The organism is Streptomyces sp. NPDC085927 (assembly GCF_044540975.1).
Classification (GTDB): domain Bacteria; phylum Actinomycetota; class Actinomycetes; order Streptomycetales; family Streptomycetaceae; genus Streptomyces; species Streptomyces hirsutus.
Window position 1 is genome coordinate 107,071 of record NZ_JBITSN010000012.1, and the last position, 16,509, is coordinate 123,579.

Sequence of the window (16,509 nt, forward strand, 5' to 3'; positions counted from 1 at the left end):
ACTGTGGAACCGTCCCCGGTATGAACGGCAGGTGAGAGCCCATGGCGACCTCGGTCACCGACATCGAGACTCATGGTGTCGAGCAGATCCCGGACGAGGACCGCACGGCCCGTCCGCTCGACCTGTTCCGGCTCGCCTTCGGCGGTGCCAACACCTTCGCGACCTGTGTGCTGGGTGCCTTCCCGATCCTGTTCGGCCTCTCCTTCTGGCAAGGGCTCGCGGCGACCGCGCTCGGCCTGGTCGCGGGCGCCCTGCTGCTCGCGCCGATGGCGCTCTTCGGCCCCACCAACGGCACCAGCAACTCCGTCTCCTCCTCCGCCCACCTGGGGGTGCACGGCAGGGTCGTCGGCTCGTTCCTCTCGCTGCTGACCGCGATCGCCTTCTTCTCGATCTCGGTGTGGTCCTCGGGTGACGCCCTCGTCGGCGGCGCGCACCGGCTGGTGGGGCTCCCCGAGTCGACCCTGACGTACAGCGTGGCGTACGCGATCTTCGCCGCTCTCGTGCTCGTGGTCTGCATCTACGGCTTCCGCTTCATGCTGCTGGTGAACAAGATCGCCGTGGTGGCGGCATCCGCCCTGTTCGTGCTGGGCGCCTTCGCCTTCGCCGGCGACTTCGACCCCGGCTACGCGGGCAGTTTCGCCTCGAGTGCCGACCCGCTCTTCTGGCCGTCCTTCATCGGCTCCGCGCTGATCGTGCTCTCCAACCCGGTCTCCTTCGGCGCGTTCCTCGGCGACTGGTCCCGCTACATCCCGGCCGCGACGCCCCGCCGCCGGGTGATGGGCGCGGCGTTCCTGGCCCAGGTCGCCACCCTGCTGCCGTTCGTCTTCGGTCTCGCCACCGCGTCGATCATCGCGACCCGGGCCGCGAAGTACGTCGACCCGGCCGCGCCCAACTACGTCGGCGGCCTGCTCGCGATCTCCCCCGGCTGGTACTTCCTGCCGCTCTGCCTCATCGCGCTGATCGGCGGCCTGTCCACCGGCACGACCGCCCTGTACGGCACCGGGCTGGACCTCTGCAGCGTCTTCACCCGCTTCAGCCGCGTCCAGGCGACGGTCCTCATCGGCGCGCTGTCCATCGTGTTCATCTTCATCGGCCGCTTCGCGCTGAACCTCACCCAGTCGATCTCCACCTTCGCCACCCTGATCATCACCTGCACCGCCCCGTGGATGGTCGTGATGATCCTCGGCTACGTCACCCGCCGGGGCTGGTACGACGCACAGGCGCTCCAGGTCTTCAACCAGCGCCGCACCGGGGGCCGCTACTGGTTCACCCACGGCTGGAACTGGCGCGGCCTGGCCACCTGGCTGCTCTCCGCCGCCGTGGCACTGCTGTTCACCAACCTCCCCGGCCAGTTCGTCGGACCGCTCGGAAACCTGGCCGACGGCATGGACATCTCGCTGCCGGTCGGCCTCGTCCTCGCGGCGGTGCTCTACCTCGCCCTGCTCGCGCTGTTCCCCGAGCCGCGCGGAGTGTACGGGCCGGCGGGCCCCCGCTTCGTCCGGGCCTCCGACGCCGAGGTCCTGCCGATCAGCGGCCCGCAGGAGGCCGCCCCCGCGGAGCCGGTCACGGTCGGCTGACCCGTTCGACGGCCTCTCGACGGCCTCCCGACGGCCTCTCGCTGATCCGTCCGACCGGCTGAGACCTCGCGTCGTGCATCACGGGGCGGGCCCGCGCAACCGCGGGCCCGCCCCGTCGGCGTTCCCCGACAGCCGGCGCCCGCACCCGGGAGGAGTACGGGCTTTCCGCGAACCGCGCCTCCGCGCACACCTGCCGGCCGCGCCCGCGGGCCGGCGTGGACGGGGCGACGGCTCTGTCAATCGGCCGCGTCGGTGATCCCGAGCCGCAGATGCTCCACGTGGTACACGGCCTGGTCCAGCAGCCCGGCGACATGGTGGTCGTGCAGCGCGTAGACGACGGAACGGCCCCGGCGTTCGCCCACCACCAGGCCCAGGTTGCGCAGCAGCCGCAGCTGGTGCGAGCAGGCCGACTGCTCCATGCCCACCTCCGCCGCCAACTCCGTCGCGGGCAGGGGGCCTTCGCGCAGGCGGGCGAGGATCAGCAGCCGGGACGGGGTGGACAGGGCCTGGAGCGTGGTGGCGACCTTCGCGACGTTGTCCGCGTCGAGGCGGACGCGCTCGGCGTCGTCCTGTGCGGGGATGACGGCTCCATGACCCATGCGGACATCCTACGCACCGGTCACGATCACCTGAACGAATGAACAGATGAATGAGTCTTCATGTGTTCCTGTATGGTGACGTCCCGTGTCCATGACTCTCGCTCCCGCGCCCCCGCCGTCCACCGGTGCCCCGGTGGGACGCCGCCGCACCCGCGTGCTCGCCCTCCCGGAAGCGCGATGGGCGCTCGCCTCGCTCGTCGCCTTCCTCGTCGGTCTCGCACTGGAACTCGGTGGTGCGCCGGGCTGGGCGAGCGGAGTCCCGTTCGCGGTCGCCTACGTGTGCGGCGGCTGGGAACCGGCTCTCGAAGGGCTCCGCGCGCTCCGCGGGAAGACCCTCGACGTCGACCTGCTGATGATCGTCGCCGCACTCGGCGCCGCCGCCATCGGCCAGGTGCTCGACGGCGCCCTGCTCATCGTCATCTTCGCCACCTCCGGTGCCCTGGAGGCCCTGGCCACCGCCCGCACCGCCGACTCCGTACGCGGACTGCTCGACCTCGCGCCCGCCACGGCGACCCGGCTGACCGGCACCGGCGAGGAGTCCGTACCCACCGCCGCCCTCGTCCTCGGCGACATCCTGCTGGTCCGCCCCGGTGAGCGCATCGGCGCCGACGGCACGGTCCTGGACGGCGTCAGCGAGGCCGACCAGGCCACCATCACCGGCGAGTCGCTGCCGGCCGTCAAACGCCCCGGCGACGAGGTCTTCGCCGGCACCCTCAACGGCACCGGCGTCCTGCGGGTACGGGTCGGACGCGACCCGGCCGACTCGGTGATCGCCCGTATCGTCGCCCTGGTCGAGGAGGCCTCCCGGACCAAGGCGCCGACCCAGCTGTTCATCGAGAAGATCGAGCAGCGGTACGCGGTCGGCGTGGTGGCCGCCACGCTCGCGGTGTTCGGCATCCCGCTCGCCTTCGGCGAGAACCTCACCGACGCCCTGCTGCGGGCGATGACCTTCATGATCGTCGCTTCGCCGTGCGCGATCGTGCTCGCCACGATGCCGCCCCTGCTGTCCGCCATCGCCAACGCCGGGCGGCACGGCGTCCTGGTCAAGTCGGCGGTCGCGATGGAACGCCTCGGCGGGATCGACGCGACGGCCCTCGACAAGACCGGCACCCTCACCGAGGGCACCCCCGAGGTGACCGCCGTACGTCCGTTGCCCGGCTCCGGCCTCGACGAGGACGCCCTGGTCGCCCTGGCCGCGTCGGCCGAGCACCCCAGCGAGCACCCGCTGGCCCGCGCCGTGGTGGCCGCCGCCCGCACCCGCGCCCTGCCGCTCCTCCCCGCCACGGACTTCACGGCCACCCCCGGCCGCGGCGTCACCGCCACCGTCGCCGGGCACGTGGTGACCGTCGGCCGCGCGGGGCCGGCCCCCGGCACAGGCCACGGAGCCCTCGAAGCGAACCGGAGGACCGGCGAACCGGACGGCGACGAGACCCTCGTGCACGTCGTCCGCGACGGCGTCCCCGTCGGCACCCTCGCCCTCACCGACCGCCTCCGCCACGACGCCCCCGGGGCGACCGCCGCGCTGACCGCCCTCACCGGCACCGCGCCCGTCCTGCTGACCGGCGACAACGCGCGCGCCGCCGCCCGCGTGGCCGCCGGGACAGGCCTCACGGACGTCCGCGCAGGCCTCCTGCCCGAGGACAAGGTGCACGCCGTGCGAGACCTTCAGGACGCCGGCCGCAAGGTCCTCTTCGTCGGCGACGGCGTCAACGACGCGCCCGCCCTCGCCGCCGCCCACGCGGGCGTCGCCATGGGCCGCGCGGGCTCGGACCTGGCCCTGGAGACAGCGGACGCCGTCGTCGTACGGGACGAACTCGCCGCCGTGCCCGCGGTCGTACGGCTGTCCCGGACCGCCCGCCGTCTGGTCGTACAGAACCTCGTCATCGCCGGGACGGCCATCACCGTGCTGGTCCTGTGGGACCTGATCGGCCACCTCCCGCTCCCGCTCGGCGTCGCCGGCCACGAGGGCTCGACCGTGCTGGTCGGTCTCAACGGGCTGCGACTGCTGCGCGAGTCGGCATGGCGAACCGGGGCGGCGCAGGCCGGCTGAGGATCATGTCGGATTTCCGCGAGACCGGGCCCCTCCCGTCCCCGATGCTGGACCCATGCAGAAGGGGATGCACACCGAAACCGAACGCTGCGTGCGTGCCGTCCGGTCCAAGGACGCGCGGTTCGACGGCTGGTTCTTCACCGCCGTCCTCACCACCGGCATCTACTGTCGGCCCAGCTGTCCGGTGGTACCGCCCAAACCCGAGAACATGGTCTTCCACCCGAGCGCGGCGGCCTGCCAGCAGGCGGGGTTCCGGGCCTGCAAGCGGTGCCGCCCCGACACCAGCCCCGGCTCACCGGAATGGAACCAGCGGGCCGACGCCGTGGCCCGCGCCATGCGGCTGATCGCCGACGGGATCGTGGACCGGGAGGGCGTGCCCGGCCTCGCCGCCCGCCTCGGCTACAGCACCCGGCAGGTGGAACGCCAGCTGCTCGCCGAGCTGGGCGCGGGGCCCCTCGCCCTCGCACGGGCCCAGCGCGCGCAGACCGCGCGGCTGCTCATCGAGACAACCACCCTGCCGATGGCGGAGATCGCCTTCGCCGCCGGCTTCTCCTCCGTCCGCACCTTCAACGACACCGTGCGCGAGGTCTTCGCCCTGGCCCCGAGCGACCTGCGCGCCCGCGCGCCGAAACGGGCCCCCGGCCCCGCCAAAACCACCGGCACCCCCGCCGCGCTGTCGCTGCGCCTGCCGTTCCGGGCCCCGCTCAACCCCGACAACCTCTTCGGCCACCTCGCCGCCACCGCCGTCCCCGGCGTGGAGGAATGGCTGCACGGTGCCTACCGGCGCACCCTGCGGCTGCCGCACGGGCACGGCTTCGTGGCCCTGGCCCCGCGACCCGACCACATCGCCTGCCGCCTCACCCTCACCGACCCGCGCGACCTCACCGTCGCCATCAGCCGTTGCCGCCGCCTGCTCGACCTGGACGCCGACCCGGTGGCCGTCGACGACCGGCTGCGCGCCGACCCGCTCCTCGCACCCCTGGTGGACAAGGCGCCCGGACGCCGGGTCCCGCGTACGGTCGACGAGGCGGAGTTCGCGGTCCGGGCCGTGCTCGGGCAGCAGGTCTCCACCGCGGCCGCCCGCACCCACGCGGCCCGCCTGGTCACCGCGCACGGCGAACCGGTGGACGACCCGGACCCGGAGGGCGGACTCACCCACCTCTTCCCGTCGCCCGAGGCGCTCGCGGACCTGGACCCCGAGACCCTGGCCCTGCCCCGCGCACGCCGCACCACCTTCACCACCCTGGTGCGCGCACTCGTGGACGGCGACCTGCGCCTGGGTGTGGAGAGCGACTGGCCCGAGGCCCGCGCGAAGCTCCTCGCCCTCCCGGGCTTCGGCCCCTGGACCGCCGACGTCATCGCCATGCGCGCCCTCGGCGACCCCGACGCCTTCCTCCCCACCGACCTCGGCATCCGCCGCGCCGCCCGGGAACTCGGCCTGCCCTCCACCCCCGCCGCGCTCACCGCACGCGCGGCGGCCTGGCGGCCCTGGCGGGCGTACGCGGTGCAGTACCTGTGGGCGACGGACAGCCACCCGATCAACGTCCTGCCGGCGTGAGGACGTACGAGCGCCGATGCACACACACGAAAATCCGGAGCCCGGAAGCGGATGGAACCGAGGAAACCGATGAAGCAGCACACCGTGATCGACAGTCCGTACGGACCGCTGACGCTCGTCGCCGACGACGGCGTCCTGTGCGGCCTCTACATGACCGACCAGCGTCACCGCCCGCCGGAGGAGACCTTCGGCGACCGCGTCGATCCCGGCTCCGCCGCCCCCGCCGCGAGGGCCTTCGCCGACGCCGAGGAACAGCTGGAGGCCTACTTCGCGGGCGGGCTGAAGGAGTTCGCCCTGGAACTGCGTCCGCAGGGCACCCCGTTCCAGCGCCGCGTCTGGGATCTGCTGACGGACATCCCCTACGGCGAGACCCGCACCTACGGCGAACTCGCCGGGGCCCTCGGCAATCCGAAGGCGTCCAGGGCCGTCGGACTGGCCAACGGCCGCAACCCGGTCGGCATCGTCATCCCCTGCCACCGGGTCATCGGCGCGAGCGGCGGCCTCACCGGGTACGGGGGAGGCCTGGAGCGCAAGCAGCGACTGCTGGACTTCGAGCGGGGCCGGCCGGCCCTGTTCGGGCAGGCGCCGTCCTCCGGCTCCGTCAGGAACCCTCGTACCGGTGCGACACGGGCGACGGAGACCGCTCGGGGGTGAGGCCGCGCGTCGCAGGATCAGTTCGCCCGGTGCCCGTCCTCCAGCTCCGCGGTGCCCGAGCCGTCGGCGAGGACGTCCAGGGCGGTCAGCACGCGGCGACCGAGGGAGCCGGGGAGGTATTCGGCCAGCTCCGCGCGCGGCACGAGTCGCCAGGACAGCAGCTCCTCCTCCTGCAGGCGGATCGCCGCGAGATCGTCCGCGCCGAGCACTCCGCCGTCGTACAGGTACGCCACCACCGGCGGCCGTCCGGCCCCGCGCACCCAGTCCACGACCAGCAGCCGTCCGAGCTCACGGTCCAGCCCGATCTCCTCGGCCGTCTCGCGCCGCGCCCCCTGCCGAGGGGTCTCCCCGTCGTCCGACTCGATCGTGCCACCGGGCAGCGCCCACCCCTCGCGGTAGTTCGGCTCGACGAGCAGCACGCGGCCCTCGCCGTCCCGGAAGAGGGCTGCGGCGCCGGCGAGGACACGGGGGAGCGAGGCGATATAGGTGGCGTAATCCTGGACATCCTGAGCAGTGGTCATGCGGGAAGGGTAGTGGCGGCGAACGGCCGCACCGCGGCCGAGAGGCCCGGCCGGCCAGGGCGCACGACAGCACACGCCGGTCCCGCGGCCGGCACCGGACGGCGCACGCGCCGGGGGCACGGCGGCCCCGGCCGGAACCCTGCTCACGCCCGGCACGGCCGGCCCCGCCCGCGCTCGGCCTCCCTCCCGGCCTCCGCACGCCCGACGCCGTTCCACGGGCTGGGCAGGGACATGACGGTCCGGGGAGCCGAAGGCTAGGGTCGGCGGTGGCGCGACCGACCCGGCATACGTACGGGCCCGGAGAGCAAGGGATGGCGGAAGTGGCGGACGCTGCAGTGAGCGGTACTCGGTCAGCACGGTCAGCACGGTCGGAAGCGCCGGCACGGCGGGTGCTCGTCGCCGCGGACAAGTTCAAGGGATCGCTGACGGCCGTGGAGGTCGCCGAACGGGTGACCGCCGGGCTGCGGCGGGCGGTGCCCGGCCTCGAGGTCGAGGCGCTTCCCGTGGCCGACGGCGGCGACGGCACGGTGGCCGCGGCGGTCGCGGCCGGGTTCGGCCGGCGGGAGGTACGGGTCACCGGCCCCCTCGGCGACGAGGTCACCGCGGCGTTCGCGCTGCGCGGCGACACCGCCGTGGTGGAGATGGCGGAGGCCAGCGGCCTCCAGCGGCTGCCGGGCGGCGTACTCGCGCCGCTGGCGGCGTCCACGTACGGATCGGGCGAGCTGCTGACCGCCGCGCTGGACGCGGGCGCGCGGACCCTCGTGTTCGGGGTCGGCGGCAGTGCCACCACGGACGGCGGCGCCGGCATGCTGGCCGCGCTGGGCGCCCGCTTCCTGAAGGCCGACGGCAAGCCGGTGGCGCCGGGCGGCGCCGGTCTCGCCGAGCTGGCCTCGGCGGATCTGTCGGGCCTGGACCCGCGCCTCGGCGAGGTCGAGTTCGTGCTCGCCAGCGATGTCGACAACCCGCTGACCGGCCCGAAGGGCGCCCCGGCGGTCTACGGCCCGCAGAAGGGCGCTTCCCCGGAGGACGTGCGGCGGCTGGACGCGGCGCTCGCGCACTTCGTGCAGGTGCTGGAGGAGCCGGCCGGGGCCGGGGCCACCGGGTTCGCCGCCTCGCCCGGTGCGGGCGCGGCCGGCGGCATCGGATACGGCGCGCTGCTCCTCGGAGCCCGGTTCCGGCCCGGTATCGAGGTCATGCTGGACGTCCTCGGCTTCGCCTCCGCGCTGGAGCGGGCCGACCTCGTGATCACCGGCGAGGGCTCGCTGGACGAGCAGACCCTGCACGGCAAGGCCCCGGCGGGGGTGGCCGCCGCGGCCCGCGCCGCCGGCAAGGAGGTCGTCGCGGTGTGCGGGCGGCTCGCACTGCCTCCGGAGGCACTGGGGCGGGCGGGGATCCGGCGGGCGTACGCGCTGACCGATCTCGAGCCGGACGTGGCGACGTGCATCGCGGAGGCGGGCCCGATCCTGGAACGCACCGCGGAGCGGATCGCACGGGACTTCCTCGACTGAGGCGGCCCGACCGCGCGTACCAGGGGGTTCCGGCCCTGGCTCCCGGGGGGAACCCCGGCAGGGGCCGTACCCGTGCCGGGTGGCCGCAAAGCAAGGGGCCCCGGACCCGACAGGGTCCGGGGCCCGAAGCAGCAGGCGTTACGGCTGCGCCGCCCGCGCCTCGCGACGGTTGCCGCGGAAGTTGTTCACCCGGCGAGCCGTGGCGAACAGCGGGATCACCGCGCCCATCACCAGCTGCAGCGCGCAGCCGGTCTGCAGGAGCAGCTGGCCGCTCGGGGCGTCGAAGGCCCAGGCCGCCAGCAGGCCCATGGCCAGCACGATCCAGGAGAGCATCGCCACCGCGAGGGGGCCCCGCGGCTTCGGGTACTCGACCCGGCTCACCATCAGCCAGGCCGTGCCCAGGATCGCCAGGACCGTCGCCACGAACGGCAGCTCCAGCAGCACGATCGAGACGATGGTCAGCGCCCCGAACGGTGACGGCATGCCCTGGAAGGTGCCGTCCTTGACGGTGACGCAGGAGAACCTCGCAAGCCTCAGCACCACCGCCAGCAGCACCACGATCGCCCCGACCGCGGCCACCCTCTGGTGCGCGTCGTCCGCGACCATGCCGTACACGAGGACGAAGTACGCCGGGGCCAGACCGAAGCTGATCAGGTCCGAGAGGTTGTCGAGCTCCGCACCCATGGGGGAGGAGCGCAGCTTGCGGGCCACCAGGCCGTCGAAGAGGTCGAAGACCGCCGCGCACAGCATGAGGATCACGGCGGTGGCCGCGCTGTGGCGGGCCATCCCGCTCTCCTGGCTGCCCGTGAGGTGCGGGATCAGGATGCCGGTGGTGGTGAAGTACACCGCCATGAAGCCACAGGTGGCGTTACCGAGGGTGAGGGTGTCCGCTATCGACAGGCGGAGTGAGAGAGGCATCTCCTCCTCGTCGTCCGCCCCGTCGGCGTCGGGCACCCAGCCGATCTGTGTCTTCTCTGGATCAATCACGGTCAATGCGAGTCACCCCAGCCACGGTCTTCTGGCCCACCTCGACGTCGATCTCCACACCCTCGGGCAGGTAGAGGTCGACACGCGAGCCGAACCGGATGAGACCGATCCGCTCGCCCTGCTCCACTTTGGTGCCCTCGGGCAGGTAGGGGACGATGCGGCGGGCCACCGCACCGGCGATCTGGATCATCTCGATGTCACCGAGCTCGGTGTCGAAGTGCCAGACGACCCGCTCGTTGTTCTCGCTCTCCTTGTTGAAGGCGGGAACGAAGCCACCGGGAATGTGCTCGACCGACGTCACCGTGCCGGCCAGCGGGGCGCGGTTGACGTGGACATTGAGCGGGCTCATGAAGATCGCGACGCGGGTCCGGCCGTCCTTCCACGGCATGATGCTCTGCACCACACCGTCGGCGGGCGAGATGACCCGGCCCCGGGTGATCTCGCGCTCGGGGTCGCGGAAGAACCACAGCATCCCCGCCGCGAGAGCGGTGGCGGGGACGGCTACGGCCTTGGCGGCACCCGAGCGGCGGGCGCGGACCAGGCTGACGGCTGCGGTGGCGACGGTCGGCAGGAGCCACGGCGACGCTCCGCGCGCGAGGCGCACGCCGGCGAGGCTGTCGCGAGATGCAGAGGTTTTGCTGTGGGGCATGGATGACCTTCGTAGCGGATAGTGCCGCGCATGGACAGGGGACGGCGGCTTTCCGGCGATCGTAGCGGCTCCGGGCGGCAACTGGGTAAGCCAGGCAGTCGAGTCGGTGACCGGAGAGTGCTGACGGGGTGTGATCCTCTATTCCGAGAAAACACCCCGTATCCGGACATTCAGCCCTGGAATCGATACTCTTCGAGCAGTCTGCGGCCGATGATCATTTTCTGGATCTCAGCGGTTCCCTCGCCGATCAGCAGCATCGGCGCCTCACGGTAGAGGCGCTCGATCTCGTACTCCTTGGAAAAGCCGTAGCCGCCGTGGATCCGGAAGGCATCCTCGACGACCTCCTTGCAGTACTCGGACGCGAGGTACTTGGCCATCCCCGCCTCCAGGTCGTTTCGTTCTCCGGAGTCCTTTTTGCGTGCGGCGTTCACCATCATCGCATGCGCGGCCTCCACCTTGGTAGCCATCTCCGCGAGCTTGAACTGAATGGCCTGGTGCTGGGCGATCTGCTTGCCGAACGTGTGCCGCTGCTGGGCGTACCGGACCCCGAGTTCGAAGGCGCGCTGGGCGACACCGCAGCCCCGCGCCGCCACATTGACGCGGCCGACCTCGACGCCGTCCATCATTTGGTAAAAACCGCGGCCGGTGACCCCGCCGAGCACGCGGTCCGCCGGAATGCGCAGTCCGTCCATGAGGAGCTCGGTGGTGTCGACACCCTTGTAGCCCATCTTGTCGATCTTGCCGGGGATGGTCAGACCGGGCCGCACCTCGCCGAATCCGGGCTCCTTCTCCACCAGGAAGGTCGTCATCGACTTGTGCGGCGCCGTGCCCTCGGGGTGTCCTTCGTCACTCCGGACCAGAACGGCCACCAGGGACGACGTCCCGCCGTTCGTCAGCCACATCTTCTGGCCGTTCAGGACGTACGCGTCGCCGTCCTTCACCGCCTTCGACGAGATCGCCGACACGTCGGAACCCAGCGCCGGCTCCGACATGGAGAACGCGCCCCGGACGTCACCGGCCGCCATGCGCGGCAGGAAGTGGTCCTTCTGCTCCTGCGTGCCGTGCTGCTTGAGCATGTACGCCACGATGAAATGCGTGTTGATGATGCCGGACACCGACATCCAGCCGCGCGCGATCTCCTCCACGCACAGGGCGTACGTGAGCAGCGACTCGCCCAGACCCCCGTACTCCTCGGGGATCATCAGACCGAACAGGCCGAGTTCCTTCAGGCCGTCGACGATCTGCTGCGGGTACTCGTCGCGGTGTTCCAGGCCGGTCGCGACCGGGATGATCTCCTTGTCCACGAAGTCCCGGACGGTGGACAGGATCTCCCGCTGGACGTCCGTGAGGCCGTGGGTCTGGGCGAGACGGCTCATCTTCTACTTCTCCTGCTCTCGCTTCGAAAGGTCCAGCGGCTCCGGGCGGCCGGGCTGCTCGCCGCCGCGCTCCTTGATGTAGGTCTCGGTCGGCACCATCACCTTGCGGCGGAACACGCACACCAGGGTGCCGTCCTGCTTGTACCCCTTGGTCTCGACGTGGACGATGCCGCGGTCGTTCTTCGACCGGGACGGCCACTTGTCGAGCACGGTCGTCTCACCGTAGACCGTGTCGCCGTGGAAGGTCGGCGCCACGTGCTTCAGCGACTCGATCTCCAGGTTGGCGATCGCCTTCCCGGAGACGTCCGGCACCGACATGCCGAGCAGCAGCGAGTAGATGTAGTTGCCCACCACGACGTTCTTGCCGAAGTCCGTCGTCTTCTCCGCATAGTTGGTGTCCATGTGGAGGGGGTGGTGGTTCATGGTGAGGAGACAGAAGAGGTGGTCGTCGTACTCCGTGACCGTCTTCCCGGGCCAGTGCTTGTAGACCGCGCCGACCTCGAACTCCTCGTAGGTGCGTCCGAACTGCATCGCGCTCAGGCCTCCGGGATCTCGAACGTGCCGGTGCGCCGCATACCCGCGGCCCGGCCCTTGCCGGAGACGACCAGGGCCATCTTGCGGCTGGCCTCGTCGATCATCTCGTCGCCGAGCATCGCGGAGCCCTTCTTGCCGCCCGCCTCGGACGTGTAGTAGTCGTACGCGTCCAGGATCAGCTCGGCGTGGTCGTAGTCCTCCTGGGAGGGCGAGAAGATCTCGTTGGACGCCTCGACCTGGCCCGGGTGGAGCACCCACTTGCCGTCGAAGCCGAGGGCGGCGGCGCGCCGGGCGACCTCGCGGTAGCCGTCGACGTTGCGGATCTGCAGGTAGGGGCCGTCGATCGCCTGGAGGTTGTTGGCGCGGGCGGCCATCAGGATCTTCATCAGGATGTAGTGGTAGGCGTCCGCCGGGTAGCCGGGCGGCTGCTCACCCACGACCAGCGACTTCATGTTGATCGACGCCATGAAGTCTGCCGGGCCGAAGATGATCGTCTCGACGCGCGGGGAGGCCTGCGCGATCTCGTTGACGTTGTTCAGCCCCTGGGCGTTCTCGATCTGCGCCTCGATGCCGATGCGGCCGACCTCGAAGCCCATGGTCTTCTCGATCTGGGTGAGCAGCAGGTCGAGCGCGACGACCTGCTGGGCGTCCTGGACCTTCGGCAGCATGATGCAGTCGAGGTTCGGGCCGGCTCCCTCGACGACGGTCACGACGTCGCGGTACGTCCACTCGGTCGTCCAGTCGTTGACCCGGACCACGCGCGTCTTGCCGGTCCAGTCGCCCTCGTTGAGGAACTTGACGATGGTGTGCCGCGCCTCGGGCTTGGCGAGCGGCGCGCAGGCGTCCTCCAGGTCGAGGAAGACCTGGTCCGCCGGGAGGCCCTGGGCCTTCTCCAGGAAGCGGGGGTTGCTTCCGGGAACCGCGAGGCAGGAGCGCCGGGGGCGAAGGCGGTTCACAGTCGTCATGCGGGGACCTCCAGGGGGTCGAGCTTGTTCGCGTTGCGGATCTCGTCGACGATACGGCCGATGATCCCGGTGATGTCGAAGTCCTTCGGGGTGAAGACCGCGGCCACTCCCGCGGCCCTGAGCTGCTCGGCGTCGGCGTTCGGGATGATCCCGCCGGCGATCACCGGGATGTCGGCCGCGCCGGCCCCGCGCAGCCGCTCCAGCACGTCCGGCACCAGCTGGGCGTGCGAGCCGGAGAGGATGGACAGGCCCACCGCGTGGACGTCCTCCGCGAGGGCGGCGTCCACGATCTGCTCCGGGGTGAGCCGGATGCCCTGGTAGACCACCTCGAACCCGGCGTCGCGGGCCCGCACGGCGATCTGCTCGGCGCCGTTGGAGTGCCCGTCCAGGCCCGGCTTGCCGACCAGGAAGCGCAGCTTGCCGACGCCGAGGTCACGGGCCGTCACCTCGACCTTGCGGCGGACGCCGGCGAGCGCCGAGCCCTCCTCCGCGGGGACGGCGACCGGCGCCGAGGACACCCCGGTCGGGGCGCGGTACTCGCCGAACACCTCGCGCAGGGCACCGGCCCATTCGCCGGTCGTGGCCCCCGCGCGGGCGCACTCCAGGGTGGCCTCCATCAGGTTGCCGTCGCCCTTCGCGGCCTCCTTCAGCGCCTCCAGGGCCTTGCAGGGACGCGGATGGTTGAACGGCGGCTGGTAGCGCGTGTCGCGCCAGCGGGCCAGCGCCTCGACCACCCGCGCCTCGACGGCCGGGTCGACGGTCTGGATCGCGGTGTCGAGATCGGCGGTCAGCGGGTTCGGCTCGGTGCCCTCGAAGGCGTTGACACCGATGATCTTCTCCTCGCCCGACTCGATCCGGGCCCGCCGGGCGGCGTGCGAGGAGACCAGCTGGGACTTGAGGTAGCCGGACTCGACGGCGGCCATCGCGCCGCCCATCTCCTCGATCCGCCCCATCTCGGCCAGCGACGCCTCGACCAGCTCGCCCACCTTGGCCTCGACCACCTTGGAGCCCTCGAAGAGGTCCCCGTACTCCAGCAGGTCGCTCTCGTAGGCGAGCACCTGCTGGATGCGCAGCGACCACTGCTGGTCCCAGGGGCGGGGCAGGCCCAGGGCCTCGTTCCAGGCCGGCAGCTGGACGGCACGCGCGCGTGCGTCCTTGGAGAGGGTCACGGCCAGCATCTCCAGCACGATCCGCTGGACGTTGTTCTCCGGCTGCGCCTCGGTCAGGCCGAGGGAGTTGACCTGGACGCCGTAGCGGAAGCGGCGGTGCTTGGGGTTCTCGATGCCGTACCGCTCGCGCGTGATCCGGTCCCAGATGCGGCCGAAGGCGCGCATCTTGCACATCTCCTCGACGAAGCGGACGCCCGCGTTCACGAAGAACGAGATGCGGCCGACGACGTCGCCCATGCGCTCCGGCGGCACCTGACCCGAGTCGCGCACGGCGTCGAGCACCGAGACCGCCGTGGACATCGCGTACGCGATCTCCTGGACCGGCGTGGCGCCCGCCTCCTGCAGGTGGTAGCTGCAGATGTTGATCGGGTTCCACTTCGGCAGGTGGGAGACCGTGTACGCGATCATGTCCGTCGTCAGGCGCAGGCTCGGCCCCGGCGGGAACACGTGCGTGCCGCGGGACAGGTACTCCTTGACGATGTCGTTCTGGGTCGTCCCCTGGAGCCGGGTGATGTCCGCGCCCTGCTCCTCGGCGACCACCTGGTAGAGCGCCAGCAGCCACATGGCGGTGGCGTTGATCGTCATCGAGGTGTTCATCTGCTCCAGGGGGATGTCCTGGAACAGCCTGCGCATGTCGCCGATGTGCGAGACGGGGACCCCGACCCGGCCGACCTCACCGCGGGCCAGGACGTGGTCGGGGTCGTAGCCGGTCTGCGTCGGCAGGTCGAACGCCACCGACAGACCGGTCTGGCCCTTGGCGAGGTTGCGCCGGTACAGCTCGTTCGACGCCTCGGCCGTGGAGTGACCGGCGTAGGTCCGCATGAGCCACGGACGGTCCTTCTGACGCTCTGTCATGCAACGGCCCTCAGATGTTCCGGAAGCGGTTGATGGCGTCCACGTGCTGCGCGCGCTTCTCGTGGTCGCGCACGCCCAGACCCTCCTCGGGGGCCAGGCAGAGCACGCCGACCTTGCCCTGGTGGAGGTTGCGGTGCACGTCGTAGGCGGCCTGGCCGGTGTCCTCGAGGGAGTACACCCGCGACAGCGTGGGGTGGATCTTGCCCTTGGCGACGAGGCGGTTGGCCTCCCAGGCCTCGCGGTAGTTGGCGAAGTGGGAGCCGACGATCTTCTTCAGGGACATCCACAGGTACCGGTTGTCGTACTCGTGGTTGTAGCCCGAGGTCGAGGCGCAGGTGACGATGGTGCCGCCCTTGCGGGTGACGTACACCGAGGCGCCGAAGGTCTCACGGCCGGGGTGCTCGAAGACGATGTCGACGTCCTCGCCGCCGGTGAGTTCGCGGATGCGCTTGCCGAAGCGCTTCCACTCGCGCGGGTCCTGGGTGTGCTCGTCCTTCCAGAACCTGTAGCCCTCGGCGGTGCGGTCGATGATCGCCTCGGCGCCCATCGCCCGGCAGATGTCCGCCTTCTGCTCGCTGGAGACGACGCAGATCGGGTTGGCGCCGCCGGCCAGCGCGAACTGGGTGGCGTAGGAGCCGAGTCCGCCGCTGGCGCCCCAGATGAGCACGTTGTCGCCCTGCTTCATGCCGGCGCCGTTGCGGGAGACCAGCTGCCGGTAGGCGGTGGAGTTGACCAGGCCGGGGGCGGCGGCCTCCTCCCAGCTCAGGTGGTCCGGCTTCGGCATCAGCTGGTTGGACTTCACCAGGGCGATCTCCGCCAGGCCGCCGAAGTTGGTCTCGAAGCCCCAGATCCGCTGCTCCGGGTCGAGCATCGTGTCGTTGTGGCCGTCGCTGGACTCCAGCTCGACGGAGAGGCAGTGGGCGACGACCTCGTCACCGGGGTGCCAGGCGTTGACGCCGGGGCCGGTGCGCAGCACGACGCCCGCGAGGTCCGAGCCGATGATGTGGTACGGCAGGTCGTGGCGCTTGGTCAGCTCGCTGAGCCTGCCGTAGCGCTCCAGGAAGCCGAAGGTCGACAGCGGCTCGAAGATCGACGTCCACACCGAGTTGTAGTTGACCGAGGAGGCCATCACGGCCACCAGGGCCTCGCCCGGGCCGAGTTCGGGCACGGGCACGTCGTCGAGGTGGATCGACTTGCGGGGGTCCTTGTCGCGGGTGGCGAGCCCGGAGAACATCTCCGTCTCGTCCTTGTGCACGGTGATCGCGCGGTACGACTCGGGCAGCGGGAGGGCGGCGAAGTCCTCCGACGTGGAGTCGGGCGACTGGATCGCGGCCAGGATGTCCTTGACGGTCACGGTGTTGCCTCCGGCGATGAGCGGCGCCCTGAGGGAGGGACGCCGAGGGTTACGTCGGTGCTGCTGAGGGTTCGAGGGGATGCCGTCGGTTCGGCGGTGGTGCTTCGGCAGCGCTTGGTGGCGCGGGAGGGTGCCTGTGACGCAGGCGTCCGG

At 71.4% G+C, this 16,509-nt stretch carries 14 protein-coding genes; 5 read left to right on the forward strand and 9 right to left on the reverse strand.

The features are described from left to right. Positions 1 to 41: 41 nt before the first annotated feature. Positions 42 to 1,577: a purine-cytosine permease family protein gene (locus ACIF80_RS27300; RefSeq protein WP_399809563.1), complete on the forward strand. Its 1,536-nt coding sequence runs from the start codon at positions 42 to 44 to the stop codon at positions 1,575 to 1,577. 236 nt (positions 1,578 to 1,813) lie between these two features. Here ACIF80_RS27300 and ACIF80_RS27305 read toward each other — a convergent pair whose 3' ends face one another. Continuing rightward, complete coding sequence (locus ACIF80_RS27305) at positions 1,814 to 2,176, reverse strand: ArsR/SmtB family transcription factor (protein WP_399809565.1); 363 nt, start codon at positions 2,174 to 2,176, stop codon at positions 1,814 to 1,816. Positions 2,177 to 2,261: 85 nt separating this feature from the next. Between ACIF80_RS27305 and ACIF80_RS27310 the strand changes: the two genes are divergently transcribed. From ACIF80_RS27310 to ACIF80_RS27320, 3 genes are all read left to right on the forward strand, one after another. Next, positions 2,262 to 4,226, forward strand: a complete 1,965-nt coding sequence (locus tag ACIF80_RS27310; protein WP_399809567.1) for a heavy metal translocating P-type ATPase — start codon at positions 2,262 to 2,264, stop codon at positions 4,224 to 4,226. Positions 4,227 to 4,281: 55 nt separating this feature from the next. Beyond that, the gene (locus tag ACIF80_RS27315; RefSeq protein WP_399809568.1) at positions 4,282 to 5,784 is read left to right on the forward strand and encodes an AlkA N-terminal domain-containing protein; all 1,503 of its coding nucleotides are present in this window, start codon (positions 4,282 to 4,284) and stop codon (positions 5,782 to 5,784) included. A 69-nt stretch (positions 5,785 to 5,853) separates the two neighbouring features. Next, positions 5,854 to 6,438: a methylated-DNA--[protein]-cysteine S-methyltransferase gene (locus ACIF80_RS27320; protein WP_399809570.1), complete on the forward strand. Its 585-nt coding sequence runs from the start codon at positions 5,854 to 5,856 to the stop codon at positions 6,436 to 6,438. Positions 6,439 to 6,455: 17 nt separating this feature from the next. Here the strand turns inward: ACIF80_RS27320 and ACIF80_RS27325 are convergent, their stop codons facing one another. Continuing rightward, complete coding sequence (locus ACIF80_RS27325; protein WP_399809572.1) at positions 6,456 to 6,959, reverse strand: NUDIX domain-containing protein; 504 nt, start codon at positions 6,957 to 6,959, stop codon at positions 6,456 to 6,458. A 320-nt stretch (positions 6,960 to 7,279) separates the two neighbouring features. Here ACIF80_RS27325 and ACIF80_RS27330 point away from each other — a divergent pair, with 320 nt between their 5' ends. Further along, positions 7,280 to 8,467 (forward strand): glycerate kinase, encoded by a 1,188-nt coding sequence (locus ACIF80_RS27330; protein WP_399809573.1) that lies wholly within the window; start codon positions 7,280 to 7,282, stop codon positions 8,465 to 8,467. A 138-nt stretch (positions 8,468 to 8,605) separates the two neighbouring features. On the opposite strand, the gene pssA is transcribed toward ACIF80_RS27330, so the two are convergent. From pssA to ccrA, 7 genes are all read right to left on the reverse strand, one after another. After that, positions 8,606 to 9,421 (reverse strand): CDP-diacylglycerol--serine O-phosphatidyltransferase, encoded by an 816-nt coding sequence (pssA, locus tag ACIF80_RS27335; RefSeq protein ID WP_381371135.1) that lies wholly within the window; start codon positions 9,419 to 9,421, stop codon positions 8,606 to 8,608. A gap of 25 nt (positions 9,422 to 9,446) precedes the next feature. Next, positions 9,447 to 10,103, reverse strand: a complete 657-nt coding sequence (locus ACIF80_RS27340; protein ID WP_055607660.1) for a phosphatidylserine decarboxylase — start codon at positions 10,101 to 10,103, stop codon at positions 9,447 to 9,449. Positions 10,104 to 10,273: 170 nt separating this feature from the next. Beyond that, the gene (locus ACIF80_RS27345; protein WP_399809576.1) at positions 10,274 to 11,479 is read right to left on the reverse strand and encodes an acyl-CoA dehydrogenase family protein; all 1,206 of its coding nucleotides are present in this window, start codon (positions 11,477 to 11,479) and stop codon (positions 10,274 to 10,276) included. Positions 11,480 to 11,482: 3 nt separating this feature from the next. Next, the gene (locus ACIF80_RS27350) at positions 11,483 to 12,010 is read right to left on the reverse strand and encodes a MaoC family dehydratase (protein WP_399809577.1); all 528 of its coding nucleotides are present in this window, start codon (positions 12,008 to 12,010) and stop codon (positions 11,483 to 11,485) included. A 5-nt stretch (positions 12,011 to 12,015) separates the two neighbouring features. Then, positions 12,016 to 12,978, reverse strand: coding sequence for an HpcH/HpaI aldolase/citrate lyase family protein (locus ACIF80_RS27355; protein WP_399809579.1), 963 nt, complete (start codon positions 12,976 to 12,978; stop codon positions 12,016 to 12,018). Next, entirely contained in the window at positions 12,975 to 15,002 is a 2,028-nt protein-coding gene (locus tag ACIF80_RS27360) for a protein meaA (protein ID WP_399809581.1), read from the reverse strand. The genes ACIF80_RS27355 and ACIF80_RS27360 overlap by 4 nt, the downstream gene beginning before the upstream one ends. Before the next feature lie 10 nt (positions 15,003 to 15,012). Beyond that, entirely contained in the window at positions 15,013 to 16,356 is a 1,344-nt protein-coding gene (ccrA, locus tag ACIF80_RS27365; protein WP_399809583.1) for a crotonyl-CoA carboxylase/reductase, read from the reverse strand. Between the last annotated feature and the right edge of the window lie 153 nt (positions 16,357 to 16,509).